15 protein-coding genes are annotated in these 13,944 nt (G+C 42.1%); 4 read left to right on the forward strand and 11 right to left on the reverse strand.

Annotation, left to right across the window (positions count from 1 at the left end):
- Positions 1–6: 6 nt before the first annotated feature.
- From nlpD to icd, 9 genes are all read right to left on the reverse strand, one after another.
- Positions 7–1,401 (reverse strand): murein hydrolase activator NlpD, encoded by a 1,395-nt coding sequence (gene nlpD, locus ACWIT3_RS02810; RefSeq protein ID WP_457161295.1) that lies wholly within the window; start codon positions 1,399–1,401, stop codon positions 7–9.
- Positions 1,402–1,436: 35 nt separating this feature from the next.
- Positions 1,437–1,598, reverse strand: a complete 162-nt coding sequence (locus ACWIT3_RS02815) for a hypothetical protein (RefSeq protein ID WP_457161296.1) — start codon at positions 1,596–1,598, stop codon at positions 1,437–1,439.
- 13 nt (positions 1,599–1,611) lie between these two features.
- Positions 1,612–2,187: a YqaA family protein gene (locus tag ACWIT3_RS02820; protein ID WP_457161297.1), complete on the reverse strand. Its 576-nt coding sequence runs from the start codon at positions 2,185–2,187 to the stop codon at positions 1,612–1,614.
- A 34-nt stretch (positions 2,188–2,221) separates the two neighbouring features.
- Positions 2,222–2,962: a 5'/3'-nucleotidase SurE gene (surE, locus tag ACWIT3_RS02825; RefSeq protein WP_457161298.1), complete on the reverse strand. Its 741-nt coding sequence runs from the start codon at positions 2,960–2,962 to the stop codon at positions 2,222–2,224.
- A gap of 109 nt (positions 2,963–3,071) precedes the next feature.
- Positions 3,072–4,097, reverse strand: coding sequence for a tRNA pseudouridine(13) synthase TruD (truD, locus tag ACWIT3_RS02830; RefSeq protein ID WP_457161299.1), 1,026 nt, complete (start codon positions 4,095–4,097; stop codon positions 3,072–3,074).
- Between the two features lie 102 nt (positions 4,098–4,199).
- A complete protein-coding gene (ispF, locus tag ACWIT3_RS02835; RefSeq protein WP_046339798.1) occupies positions 4,200–4,679 on the reverse strand; it encodes a 2-C-methyl-D-erythritol 2,4-cyclodiphosphate synthase in 480 nt (159 codons plus the stop codon).
- 14 nt (positions 4,680–4,693) lie between these two features.
- Positions 4,694–5,404, reverse strand: a complete 711-nt coding sequence (ispD, locus tag ACWIT3_RS02840; RefSeq protein ID WP_457161300.1) for a 2-C-methyl-D-erythritol 4-phosphate cytidylyltransferase — start codon at positions 5,402–5,404, stop codon at positions 4,694–4,696.
- Positions 5,404–5,682, reverse strand: coding sequence for a cell division protein FtsB (gene ftsB, locus ACWIT3_RS02845; protein ID WP_046339800.1), 279 nt, complete (start codon positions 5,680–5,682; stop codon positions 5,404–5,406). The genes ispD and ftsB overlap by 1 nt, the downstream gene beginning before the upstream one ends.
- 158 nt (positions 5,683–5,840) lie before the next feature.
- The gene (gene icd, locus ACWIT3_RS02850) at positions 5,841–7,088 is read right to left on the reverse strand and encodes an NADP-dependent isocitrate dehydrogenase (protein WP_457161301.1); all 1,248 of its coding nucleotides are present in this window, start codon (positions 7,086–7,088) and stop codon (positions 5,841–5,843) included.
- 255 nt (positions 7,089–7,343) lie between these two features.
- Between icd and ACWIT3_RS02855 the strand changes: the two genes are divergently transcribed.
- Complete coding sequence (locus ACWIT3_RS02855; protein WP_457161397.1) at positions 7,344–7,988, forward strand: rRNA large subunit pseudouridine synthase E; 645 nt, start codon at positions 7,344–7,346, stop codon at positions 7,986–7,988.
- A 9-nt stretch (positions 7,989–7,997) separates the two neighbouring features.
- Entirely contained in the window at positions 7,998–8,453 is a 456-nt protein-coding gene (locus ACWIT3_RS02860) for an NUDIX hydrolase (RefSeq protein WP_457161302.1), read from the forward strand.
- Between the two features lie 79 nt (positions 8,454–8,532).
- Here the strand turns inward: ACWIT3_RS02860 and tal are convergent, their stop codons facing one another.
- Positions 8,533–9,486 (reverse strand): transaldolase, encoded by a 954-nt coding sequence (tal, locus tag ACWIT3_RS02865; RefSeq protein ID WP_457161303.1) that lies wholly within the window; start codon positions 9,484–9,486, stop codon positions 8,533–8,535.
- A gap of 156 nt (positions 9,487–9,642) precedes the next feature.
- Here tal and ACWIT3_RS02870 point away from each other — a divergent pair, with 156 nt between their 5' ends.
- On the forward strand, positions 9,643–10,194 hold the full coding sequence (locus ACWIT3_RS02870) for a DNA-3-methyladenine glycosylase I (RefSeq protein ID WP_457161304.1): 552 nt from the start codon (positions 9,643–9,645) through the stop codon (positions 10,192–10,194).
- 61 nt (positions 10,195–10,255) lie between these two features.
- On the forward strand, positions 10,256–12,604 hold the full coding sequence (lptD, locus tag ACWIT3_RS02875) for an LPS assembly protein LptD (protein WP_457161305.1): 2,349 nt from the start codon (positions 10,256–10,258) through the stop codon (positions 12,602–12,604).
- 121 nt (positions 12,605–12,725) lie between these two features.
- Here the strand turns inward: lptD and dprA are convergent, their stop codons facing one another.
- Positions 12,726–13,844, reverse strand: a complete 1,119-nt coding sequence (dprA, locus tag ACWIT3_RS02880; protein ID WP_457161306.1) for a DNA-processing protein DprA — start codon at positions 13,842–13,844, stop codon at positions 12,726–12,728.
- Positions 13,845–13,944 lie beyond the last annotated feature (100 nt).

A 13,944-nucleotide genomic window follows, 5' to 3' on the forward strand; every position in this document is an offset into this window, starting at 1 on the left:
CCCCTCTTAACGCTTCGGTAAATAACGTGTTGGATCAACGGATTTACCTTTGTAACGAATTTCAAAGTGAAGTTTCACGCTGTTCGTTCCTGAGCTACCCATTTTAGCAATTTGTTGCCCAGCTCTCACTTCTTCCTGATCTTTCACTAAAATGCTTTCATTGTGCGCATACGCACTTAAATAATCATCATTGTGTTTAATGATAATTAAGTTGCCATAGCCACGTAACGCATTTCCCGCATAAACCACACGTCCTGCCGCTGCCGCGTTTACCGCTTGTCCACGTGAGCCCGCAATATCAATCCCTTTATTGCCACCATCAGCCGTCGAGAAACCTTGCACGACGCTGCCTTTTGTTGGCCATTGCCATGCGACGTTAGATACCATCGCTTTCGTGGTCGGCACAGGAACAGAAACTGGAGAATCAACGACCGGCTGTACAACAGGTTGAGGCGCTGGTGCCGAAGAGGTTGATGCACTAACGCCAGATTTAATTGGACCAATAATCGTGCCATCAGAACCATATTGTGTACCATTTGGACCTGGTGTATAGGTTATTTCTTTTGTTTTAGGTTGATCAACTGCTGGCACCACAGGCTGCGTGACAGGTTGTGGTGTCACAACCGCTCTACCATTTGAAACACGCAACGTTTGACCAACACTTAAACGATAAGGCTCTGACATATTATTTAATGCCGCCAACTCTTTGACATCTAAACCCGAGATATAAGCAATCAGATACATCGTATCGCCTTTGCGTACAGTATATGTTTCACCTTTATAAAATCCTTTGTCGATTTTACTGTAATCAGGACGATTATTGGTTGGATCTCGAGGAATATTAAAATCTTGACTCACAGACTGTGTTGTCGTGGTGGTCGTTGTCGTCGTGGTACCCACGATTGCAGGAGACGTAGTCGCGTATGCATTATTACCATTAGCAACTTTCAATACTTGTCCTGTGCTTAATTGATAAGGCTCTGACAAATGGTTTAACGTTGCAATCTCTTTCACACTGAGTCCAGAAATATAAGAGATTAAATACATGCTGTCGCCTTTACGGACAGTATATGTTTCTCCTTTATACGAACCACGTACAATTTTGCTGTAATCAGGCTGATGTGTCACAGGGTGACGAGGAATGTCAAAATGTGAGGATGACGTTGAAGTAGATGGCGTGATGGGTGTCGTTGGTTGATATGTAGGTTGTCCCATTCCGCTCGGCATAGTATCGTGTTGTTGAATTTGAGGCTCCCAAGAACCGCTTCCACCCGCCTCAACTGGTTGCATAATACCTGGTGTCAAATTGCCATCTGCACTTTCTACTGGTGCAGGGCCAGTTGAATTACATGCGGTTAATACAGCGATACTGATAGGCAAAAGTAAAAACGACTTTTTCATTTGCTAGTTTCCTCTTTCTTATTTTAAATTCATGCTTAATGCTTAGTAATTTCAGGTAGCCAGCTGCCCCCTTCTACTGCGCCAGTACCTGAGACTGGCTCCATAATACCAGGGCTTAATGTACTTTCATCTTGAACATTTGTTGAACAGGCGCTTAACACTAACATCATAGACAACAATAAAACTAATTTATTCATTTTCAACCTTCAATTATCTCAAAATAACATACGCGATCACAGCTAAAACCACAACAGACCAACCTATTAGCTCAATTGAACGACGCAACTTGTCTGCAAATTTCTCACCACCCCATGCGGCTAACTTTGCCACCAACACAAAACGTGCCGCTCGAGAAACAAATGCTGTCAATAAAAATGGCAAAAAGGCCATTTGCATGACGCCTGCACAAATCGTAAAGACTTTATAAGGGATAGGTGAAAATCCTGCGACAAACACCACTAAAATTCCCCATTTTTCAAACCACGAAATCGCCGTTTCCCAATGATGCTGATAACCAAATTGTTGGACATAATGTTGCACAAAATCGACGGCATAATAGCCTAAACCATAGCCAATAGCCCCCCCAATAACAGACGCAATGGCGGTGTAAAGCGCAAGTTTCATTGCCATGCGCGGTTTTGACATTGCCATCGGAATCAACATCACATCTGGTGGAATCGGGAAAAATATTGCCTCAATAAAACTGGTAAAAGCAAGAAAAAACGTGGCATAACGGTGTTTTGACCATTCCATCGTTTTATCATACATTGCGCCGAAGATGTTCAATTTTATCTCTTCCTAAAAACTCAAAAACGAGCCATTATTCACTTTCTAACCACGCTTGTAAAGCCCGTAACGAATGATACGCTGTCATATCGGCTTGAATCGGGGTCAAAGAAACGTATCCTTGCTTCACTGCGTGGAAATCTGTCCCCTCCTGCTCATTTTCAGCTAACCCAGCAGGACCCACCCAGTAAATCGTCTCACCTCGAGGATCACGTTGTTTAATGACTTCCGCAGCAGCGGCACGATAGCCTAAATGGCATACTTTTATCCCTTTCAATTGTTCATAAGGAATATCGGGAACATTAATATTGATTATTTCACGAGACTTTAAAATTTGCCCATGTAATTTAGGAATCAATTCACAAACAACACGCGCGGCGGTTTCATAATGTTGACGTCCGTCTAAGGAAACGGCAATTGCAGGTAAACCCAAATAACGCCCTTCTAATGCTGCCGCAACGGTGCCTGAATAAATCACATCATCACCTAAATTTACCCCTGCGTTGATCCCTGATACCACTAAATCAACTTGCCCAGATAAAAAGCCATTCAGGGCTAAGTACACGCAATCTGCAGGTGTACCATTTAAACAATAATCGCCATTCGCTAAACGCAAAGGGCGTAGCGGTTCAACTAAAGTCAGTGAGCTTGAGGCAGCACTACGATTACGATCGGGAGCAACAAGTGTGACATCAGCAAATTTGCGTAACTCACGAGCGAGTATTTGAATCCCCTCTGCGTGAATACCATCATCGTTGCTGAGAAGAATTTTCATGATTTATCCTTATGTTATCCATTGCGTTATTAACGCGTTTCCTATTAAAAACTGAACTCACAAGAAGAAGGAAACTCTGATTATGCGACCTTTCCCCTTTAGTGTTAAATCAGTCTTCTTGTACGTTGACCAACTCTCGTACTAATGCCGTGGCGTAGCTGCCTGCTGGTAAATAAAAAAACAACTTTAACCCCGCGTCAATAAATTCCCAGCGTAGCCCCTGAGGGTGCATGAGGATGGGGCGACGCGCAGCTTTCATACGCTCTTGTGCCATTAATTTCAGTAATGCCTCGTGTTGCTCCACCACTTGATTTTCCAACTCACTCGCTGGAAGAAGTGACTCCCCGACTAATGGGGCTGTGAGCAAAATATCCTGTTTTTCTAACCGCACTTGTAACGCATTCAGATCTTCATGCTCATCCGCTTGGAACCAGCTATGTGAACCTTGTAACTGTAAAATATCACCAGGCAATACTTGATGCGCCAGCTGTAAACGTAAACGTTCTGACACTACTAAATTAAAGATTTCACTGCGCGCCGCAGAAAGATAAAAACTACGTTTTTTGCGATCTTTGACAGTAATTTCACCTCTCGCCCAACGTAATGCTTGCGTAAGATTATGACCATCACGCCCAAAACGCTGTTCCGTAAAATAATTTGGAAAGCCCAACACCTTGAGTGTGTCCAATCGCGCGTTCAATGCTTCAGTTTCTTTCGCGCCGCGTAACAAAATTTCAAAATGATTGCCATCAAGACTGCCTGTACGGATCTTACGGTGATGGCGAGTCACCGCTAAAATCTCCACCCCGTCTAACTGAAATTGGCTGAAATCAGGTGTAGGTTGACCAGGCATATGCAAACAAAACCATTGTTCTGTGACGGCTTTTCGATCTTTTAAGCCTGCATACCCCATATTACGCTCAGAAACACCTGCAAATTTTGCTAATTTTTCACCAACAAAGAGGGTATTGCAGTCTGTTTTACGTACTTTCACTGCGACAAATTCACCGTCACCCGACAGCGTATAACCCAGTTCTTCTTTCACGATAAAATCTGCACATTCGGCTTTCAGAAGTGCGGTCTGTTTTTCGTCACTTCCCATATATTGTGACGACTGTAAATAAGCGAGTTTCATGTATTCCTTGTTAATAGAGTAATAAAGGCGAACTGCAAGGCTCGCCTTTATTGTTTTATCTGATTGGAGAAAACCGTGTTAACACGACTTTCTGATAAAAAATTAGGCTTTGACGACTAACGCTACAGCCTCACAGGCAATGCCTTCACCACGTCCCGTAAAACCTAACTTTTCACTTGTCGTCGCTTTAACATTCACTTGTTCAATATCACACGCAAGATCTTCGGCAATGGCGGCACGCATCGCATCAATATGTGGGCGCATTTTAGGTGCTTGAGCGATGATGGTCACATCGACGTTACCCACAGTGTACCCTTTCGCTTGTACCTGAGCATAGGCTTCACGCAATAAACCGCGACTATCCGCGCCTTTGTATTGCATATCCGTATCTGGAAAAAGCTTGCCAATATCCCCTAGCGCAACAGCTCCCAATAACGCATCAGTGAGTGCGTGAAGGGCGACATCACCATCTGAATGCGCAAGTAACCCTTTCTCATAAGGTACCGCAACGCCACCAATAATAATCGGACCCTCACCCCCAAAGGCGTGAACATCAAAACCATGACCAATTCGAATATTCATCATTTTTTCTTCTCTTATTGTGCTTTTCTGGTTAAATAAAATTCAGCTAATGCCAAATCTTCAGGACGGGTCACTTTAATGTTATCACTGCGCCCTGCGACTAAGTGCGGTCGATATCCCGCAAATTCCATCGCTGAAGCCTCATCCGTCACGGATACCCCTTGTGCCAATGCGTGTTCTAATGCTTGTGCTAAAGTTTCTACAGGGAAAAATTGTGGCGTATGCGCCAGCCAAAGCTGTGAACGATCTTCTGTGTGCTGAATGTGTAAATTGTCCAACGTACGTTTAATGGTATCTGTAACAGGTGTGGCTAGAATCGCACCGTTTTCATCATCAACCTGCACTAATTTATCCAGATCTTGATGAGTTAAACAAGGACGGGCTGCATCATGCACCATGACCCAAAAATCTGTTGCATGTTGTGCCGCCTTTCTTACTGCATTAATCCCGTTTAATACTGAATCTGCACGATTTTCACCGCCCTCAACCACTTGGATTTTCGGGTGTGTTAATAAGGATAAACGAGAAATATAAGGATCCTGTGGCGCAACCGCTAACACAATTTTTTCGATCAAAGGATAAGTTAACAACACAGATAACGTATGCTCTAAAATCGTTTTTCCGTGAATTTGCAGATATTGTTTCGGCTTATCTGCCTGCATACGACTGCCAACTCCTGCGGCAGGCACAACTGCAACAATTTTACGTTGAATCACCTGCTTCATTATTTCTGCTCTTTCACAATGTGATAAAAAGTTTCATCGGATTTCACCATATCATGCTGGAACCTTGCTCGCTCTTCGATGGCTTCAACCCCTTGTTTGAGATCTTTAATTTCAGCTGCAATCACTTGATTACGTTGTGACAACTTTTCATTTTCTTGTTTATGTTGGGTGATCTGTTGTGCCGTTTGTTTGTAATCCAAATAGCCATTTTTGCCAAACCAAAAATCATATTGGAATAGCAATAACACCGCGACTAATAAAAAAAGAAATAAACGCATACTTGTTCAGCCAGTTACTCACAAAGTAGATAGTTTACCGCGAAATCAAAAAAAATACCGCATATTATCCCGCAAATTAACGTAAATTTTGCGATATCCCAATAAAAAAGCCTCATCATTTCAAGTCATGATGAGGCATGTGATTCTGATAAATTCGATTACATATTCGCCACAATATCTTTCGCAAATTCAGACGTTGAGCGTAATTTTGCGCCTTCTAACATTTCTGCAAAATCAAATGTGACTGTTTTATCTGCTATAGTTTTTGATACGGCTTTCACCACTAAATCAGCCGCCTCTAACCAACCTAAATGACGTAACATCATTTCACCACTTAAAATCAATGAACCTGGGTTGCCTTTATCTTGACCCGCAATTTTCGGTGCAGTACCGTGTGTTGCTTCAAAAATCGCGGCTTCTGCACCAATGTTTGCCCCTGGAGAAATCCCAATACCCCCCACTTGTGCCGCTAACGCATCTGAGATGTAGTCGCCATTCAAGTTAAGTGTTGCAATCACATCATATTCTGTTGGATGAAGTAGAATTTCTTGCAAGAAGGCATCCGCAATGCTGTCTTTGATGATGATGTCTTTGCCTGATTTTGGATTTTTTAATTTCATCCAAGGACCGCCATCCAACAATTCCGCACCAAATTCTTTCGCTACTTCATAACCCCACTCTTTGAACGCGCCTTCGGTAAATTTCATAATGTTACCTTTATGCACAAGGGTGAGCGATTTACGGTCATTGTCGATGACATATTGCAATGCGGCACGCACTAAACGTTGAGTACCTTGTTTTGAAACTGGTTTAATACCAATACCACAATCTTCAGTGAAACGGATTTTCTTTACGCCCATTTCTTGTTGTAAAAACGCAATCACTTTGTTCGCTTCTGCAGAGCCCGCTACCCATTCCACGCCAGCATAAATATCTTCAGAGTTTTCGCGGAAAATCACCATATCCACAAGTTCAGGGTGTTTCACTGGGCTTGGTGTTCCCTCGTAATAACGAATCGGACGTAAGCAGTTATATAAATCTAAGCCTTGACGCATAGCCACGTTCAACGAACGAATTCCACCACCGACTGGGGTCATTAAAGGCCCTTTGATCGCCACGTGATAATCACGGATAAATTCCATCGTTTCATCTGGTAGCCATGTATTTTCACCATATACTTCATTTGCTTTACCGCCTGCATAAATTTCCATCCAGGCAATTTTACGTTTACCGCCATATGCTTTTTCTACCGCTGCATCAATCACCGTTCGCATCGCAGGCGTCACATCTACACCAATACCATCCCCTTCAATAAAAGGAATAATCGGGTTATTTGGCACAATAAGCGCACCTTTTTCGTCAAGTTGAATTTTTTCACCTTGTGGGATCACGACTTTTGATTGCATATCATTTCTTCCTTATTCTGTTGCCTATGATAGTATAAACACTCGCTCGAACGAGATTATTCATACAAAACTATTGGAACTGAATAAAGTTCGCAAGCACTTATTAAGAAATTGTTAAAAAATTTCTTCGTTTTTCGATCTAGATCCCATTTTCAACTTAAATACTTTTTTATGAATATAAAATTCACTGCGAAACCCGTATCGCGTCCCCAAAAAACCTCGTCACGAACGTCTAAACTCACGACGACAGGCTATGTGACGACCAGAAAAAAAAGCGCACGTCGTTTACCGAGTAAAGCAACGCGCGGGTTTTCGAACACCACAGTGATACTCTTTAACAAGCCTTACGATGTGCTCACTCAATTTAGCGACGAAAACGGACGCACCACACTCAAAGATTTTATTGCCATTGCGGATGTGTATCCTGCTGGGCGCCTAGACCGAGACAGTGAGGGCTTGGTGTTGCTCACCAATAACGGCGAAATTCAACACCGTTTAGCCGAACCGAAATTCAAAACTGAAAAAACGTATTTCGCCCAAGTGGAAGGCATTCCGCAAGAGGCGGATTTAAACCTGCTTCGTCAAGGCGTGGTGCTCAATGATGGTAAAACATTGCCAGCAAAAGTGCGGTTAGTTTCTGAGCCAAATTGGTTATGGGAACGCAATCCTCCCATTCGTGAACGCAAAAACATTCCGACAAGTTGGCTAGAAATCAAAATTAGCGAAGGGCGTAATCGTCAAGTACGTCGTATGACAGCCCATATCGGCTTTCCAACCTTGCGTTTAATCCGTTATCAAATGGCATTATTGACTTTAGATAATCTGCCACAAGGGCAATACCGCCAACTTTCTGAAGCAGACTTGACCGCACTTTACCACCAACTACAATTAAAAAAATAAGGACATCTCATGCATAAACCGAATGTGACACTTGCTTGCGTCGTACATTGCAAAGGCAAATTTCTATTTGTAGAAGAAGCAGAACACGGCAAACTCACCTTAAATCAACCCGCAGGACATTTAGAAGCAGATGAAAGCCTATTGGAAGGCGCAAAACGTGAGCTGTTTGAAGAAACCGGCATTCAAGCAGAGATGCAAAGCCTAATTAAAATCTACCAATGGCATGCCCCACGCAGCCAAACGGATTTTCTCCGTTTTACTTTTGCTATTGAGCTTGATGATTGGTACCCAATTCAACCACAAGATCCCGACATTACCCGTGGTTTATGGCTCACTTTAGACGAATTTTATGACTATATTCAAAAAGAAGGTCAATGTGAGCGCAGTCCATTAGTAATTGAGTCAATCAAGGATTATTTAAAAGGCGAATTTTCACCGATTGCGTTGTTGAAAGCATTTGAGTGATCCGTTTACAACATACGAGCAGGGCTGAAAAAGAAAATGCGGTCAAATTTGACCGCATTTTTTGGGGTTTTGTGTGAAATTAGAATTTGCTTAATAACATCGCTTCTAATTTTTCTTGGTCAGCAGCGAATTTACGAATACCGTCTGCTAATTTTTCCACCGCCATGGCATCGCTATTGTGTTGCCAATAGAACTCGGCTTCAGTTAATGGTTGTGGTTTCGCTTTTACTTCACCAGTGTAGTTTAATTTACGCTCAAGTGGGCTGTTGTTTTCTTGTAACGCTTTTAACAACGCAGGGGCGATCGTTAAACGGTCACAGCCTGCTAATTCAGTGATTTCACCTACGTTACGGAAACTTGCCCCCATTACGATGGTTTTGTAACCGTGTTGTTTGTAGTAGTTGTAGATTTTAGTCACTGAAATGACACCTGGATCTTCTGCTGGTGCGTATTCTTTTTTGTCGCTGTTTGCTTTGTACCAGTCAAGGATACGACCAACGAATGGCGAAATTAAGTAAACGCCCGCTTCTGCACAGGCGCGTGCTTGTGCTTCAGAGAATAGTAAGGTTAGGTTACAGTTGATACCTTGTTTTTCAAGTTCTTCTGCCGCACGGATACCTTGCCAGGTTGACGCGATTTTGATTAGGATGCGATCATTTGCAATGCCCGCTTCGTTATAAAGTGCGATGAGTTTTTTCGCTTTTTCGATCGTTGCTGCAGTGTCATAAGAAAGGCGTGCATCAACTTCTGTTGAAATGCGTCCTGGGACGATTTTTAAGATTTCTAAACCGATATTTACTGCCAATTTATCTTCAGCATCGATTAATTGTTGTTTGGAACACTGACTTTTCGCTTTGGCATAAGCAATGGCATCATCGATTAATGGTGCATACTGTGGCAATGCCGCTGCGCTTAAAATTAAGGACGGATTGGTTGTTGCATCTTCTGGTTGGTATGTTTTGATTGCATCAATATCACCAGTATCTGCAACCACCACTGTCATATTGCGAAGAGCATCAAGTTGTGTAGTCATAATTTTCCTCTACTTTGAATTACGATTCATTTGCTGTTAACTTGTATACAATAGCATATCAAAGCAAAAATGGAATGATCTTTATTTCCCTTTTTAATGAGCAAACGCTTGCTCGCACGCTGACAAAAATCCCTTATCAAGTAGGAGAAAAAAGAGATGAAAATTCGCTGTGCTTGGGCTGGAAATACACCGATTTATACCGAATATCACGATCAAGAATGGGGAAAGCCAGAATACGATAGCTTGAAATTATTCGAAAAGCTCTGTTTAGAAGGACAACAAGCGGGGTTGTCGTGGATTACAGTGTTGAAAAAGCGTGAAAACTATCGCAATGCCTTTCATCAATTTGATCCCGAAAAAATCGCCAAAATGACCGCACTTGATGTGGATAAACTGATGGAAGACTCAGGGCTGATTCGTCATCGTAAAAAGCTCGAAGCGATTATCACCAATGCGAAAGCCTATCTTGAGATGCAAAAGTGCGGTGAAAATTTTAGCGATTTTATTTGGGCGTTTGTGCATCATCAACCTCAACGCAATGATGTGCCGCACTTATCCTGCGTACCCACCAAAACGCCCACCTCAATTGCGATGTCCAAGGCACTAAAAAAACGTGGTTTTGTATTTGTCGGCGAAACCACCTGCTATGCGTTTATGCAGTCCATGGGGTTAGTGAATGATCACCAGAACGATTGTTGGTGTAAATAATATGCCTTTAGATCATTTTCCAGTATAATCGATGCAGTTTTAGCTTAAATACGGTTATCCAATGAAAAAAAATTCTTATACATTCCTTTCTGTCGCCATTCTGAGCGCACTTTATAGTACGGCAAGTCGAGCAGATCTTAAACTGCAATGCCTCGCAGGTGTGCCTCATTTTTCAGGTGAAATCGTGACAGAAAACCTCAATGACTTACCTGTATATATTGAAGCAGATCGCGCTACGCTAACACAATCGGGTCGTGCAACTTATGAAGGTAATGTAGACGTTCAGCAAGGTAATCGTCACTTAACAGCACATACGGCAGAAATTTCTCAGTTGCATGAAAATGAGGCACTACACCGTCGTGTCAACATACAAGGTGGATTTGATTATCGTGATCATCAGATTCACTTAACAGGGCAAGAAGCACGCATTAACTTAAATAATAAAGACACTGATATTAAACAAGCAAAATATCAGTTAGTGAATAGACAAGGACGAGGGGAGGCAGAAGATGTCACACTACGGGATGACTACCGAGTGATGAAAAATGCCTCATTTACGTCTTGCCTACCGAATGATAATGCGTGGTCAATTGAAGCTAAAGAAATTCGTCAATATATTCAAGATGAATATGCAGAAATGTGGCATGCACATTTGAAAGTAAAAGGCGTGCCTGTCTTCTATACACCTTATTTACAATTACCGATTGGCGATCGCCGCCGTTCAGGATTATTAATTCCGAATTTTGGAACCTCAAGCCGTGATGGTTATTTTTATGCACAACCAATTTATTGGAATATTGCCCCAAATCTGGATGCGACATTTACTCCCAAATACATGTCACATCGTGGCTGGCAACTGAATGGTGAATTTCGCTATTTAAGTCCAATTGGTGAAGGCAAAATTGCAGGCGAATATCTTGGTTCTGATCGGCTTATGGATTATCAAAACGATAACCGCTCACGCCATCTTTTTTACTGGACTCACCACTCCAGTTTCTTACAACACTGGCGTTTGAATGTAGACTATACGCGAGTCAGTGATAAACGTTATTTTGCTGATTTTGATTCAAACTATGGTTCAAGCACCGATGGATATGCCGATCAATATCTCCGTATTGCTTACTATCAACCAGACTACAACTTGGCGGTGTCTGTAAAACAATTCCAGATATTTGACGAAGTCGATATCGGACCTTATCGTGCTTTACCGCAAATTGATTTCAATTACTACAAAAATAATTTATTGGATGGGCTACTGGATTTTAAATTATTTTCCCAAGCAGTACATTTTGATAATGACAGTCCATTAATGCCAAAAGCATGGCGTTTTCATCTTGAACCAAGTGTAAATCTTCCCCTTTCCAATCAGTATGGTAGCTTAAATATTGAAACAAAATTTTATGCTACCCATTACCAACAACAAGAAGGGGATGAAAGCCGCGCAGAAGAAGTCCGACGCACGCTTAATCGTATGATACCGCAACTGAAGATCGACTTACAGACTGTCTTAGCAAGCCATCAAACGGTTATTGACGGGTACACCCAAACGCTCGAACCGCATGTACAATATTTGTATCGTCCTTATAAAGATCAAAGTAATATTGGTTCAAAATTAAATAATGCCTATTTAGGTTTTGGTTATGATTCCTCATTATTGCAACAAGACTATTTTGCCTTGTTCCGTGATCGTCGTTATAGTGGTTTAGATCGCATTGCATCGGCTAACCAGTTTACATTAGGCGGTACGACACGCTTTTATGATACCGCAGGAGAGGAACGCTTTAATTTATCTGCTGGACAAATTTATTATTTACGTGACTCACGGATTGACTCAAATCCAGATAACAGTACGTATGGTCGTTCATCTTCTTGGTCATTAGAAGCAAATTGGAAAATTAATGATCAATGGCGTTGGCGAGGCAGTTATCAATATGATACACGCTTAGATAAATCCTCATTGGGCAACTTTACCCTTGAGTACAACCCAATGAAGAATAATCTCATTCAATTAAGTTACCGTTACGCCAGTCAAGAATATATCGACCAGAACTTGACTGCAGAAGCAAACCGTTACGGGCAAGATATTAAACAACTTGGTATTACACTGGCATGGGAACTCACTGATCATTGGGCAGTGGTTGCACGTCACTATCAAGATCTTGCCTTGAAAAAACCAGTGGAACAATATCTCGGTATAGAGTACAGCACATGTTGCTGGGCAATTAATGTGGGTGCAAAACGCAGTGTGACCAGTAGACAGCATCAGGCTGAACATGAAATCGTCTATGATAAAAGTATCGGGGTGAATGTTGAACTACGTGGCTTAGGGACAAATGACCACAAAGGTAACATTGAAAAAATGTTAAAACGAGGAAAATTACCTTATTTACAAGCATTTAGCATATACTAACCGAAGTAAGCGTAATACGATAAGGCACAGCACAGACTGTGCCTTAGTTTATATTAACGCGCCACATCATCTTGCTGTACAACAAACTGTGCCTTAGCTCCCCCCCATATCAAATAAAATATTAAGTCCGTTTATACCCGCCGTCCTCAAGCATAATTAATCCTTGTAACTCTAACTCCAACAATTGCACCAACAAAGTATCAATCGGTAAAGCCAGTTGTTGTGACAGCAGATCAATGCTTATCGGTTGGTAACTGATCTTTGCAAAGACCGTAGGATAAACAGGTGCGGGGAGATGAGCAGGTGACGAAATATGAGGAAATTGTGGGGAATCTGCTGTCGAACAAGACTGTAGACTCATCGGCATAACATGATACGGGGGGAGATTCTCAACGATATCTTGTACCGTTTCAACTAACATTGCCCCTTGTTTAATCAGTTGATGACATCCTCGGCTGGCTTCATTTTGAATATTACTGGGTAGTGCAAACACCTCTCTGTTTTGCTCGAGCGCATAACGTGCGGTAATTAATGACCCACTTCGTTCACTTGCCTCAATCACTAAGGTACCAAGTGTTAACCCACTAATAATCCGATTTCGACGTGGAAAATTCTCTGCAATAGGAGGGTGTTCAGGTAAAAACTCTGAGACCAATGCACCACCCTGTTCAAGAATCGCTTGCGCTAATCCTTTGTGTTGACGAGGATAAATCTGCGCTAAACCGCTCCCAAGTACAGCAATAGTTTTACCCTGAATTTCAACAACAGCTTGATGACAAAAACCATCAATTCCTAGTGCCAGTCCGCTTGTCACGATCAACCCCGCCAGTGTAAGCTCAACCGCAAAGTGTTTTGCCCAATATTCACCATAATTTGAACACTGTCGACTGCCTACGATCGCAAGTTGTGGTTCAGAGAGTAGCGCTAACTCTCCCGCTACAAATAATAATGGCGGAGCCGCATCAATTTGTGCGAGTAAATGAGGATAAGCGGGATCAAAACAATGTACAATATGATGATTGTGCTTTTCCGCCCAACGTAATGCAGAGTCAATGTGGTGCTGATGAGGTTGAAACCAACGTTTAATCTGTCCTTCTGTCCATCCAATACGCTTTAATGTCGGGGCATCATAATACAATAAATCCTCGATACTCACATGTTTCAGTAAACGTTGGATACTTGTTGCGCCTAAGCGGGGCAATTGAGCGAGACGTAATAAGGCTGTTGTCAGCTGTTCCATGGCATGCTCCTCTCATAAAAAGACAGAGCATAATGTGCGGTCTAGTTTAAACTGATGTGAAAGGACGTAAGATGTGAACAAGATCGGAAAAATAAAAAAA

It is taken from the genome of Pasteurella sp. P03HT, from assembly GCF_054052285.1.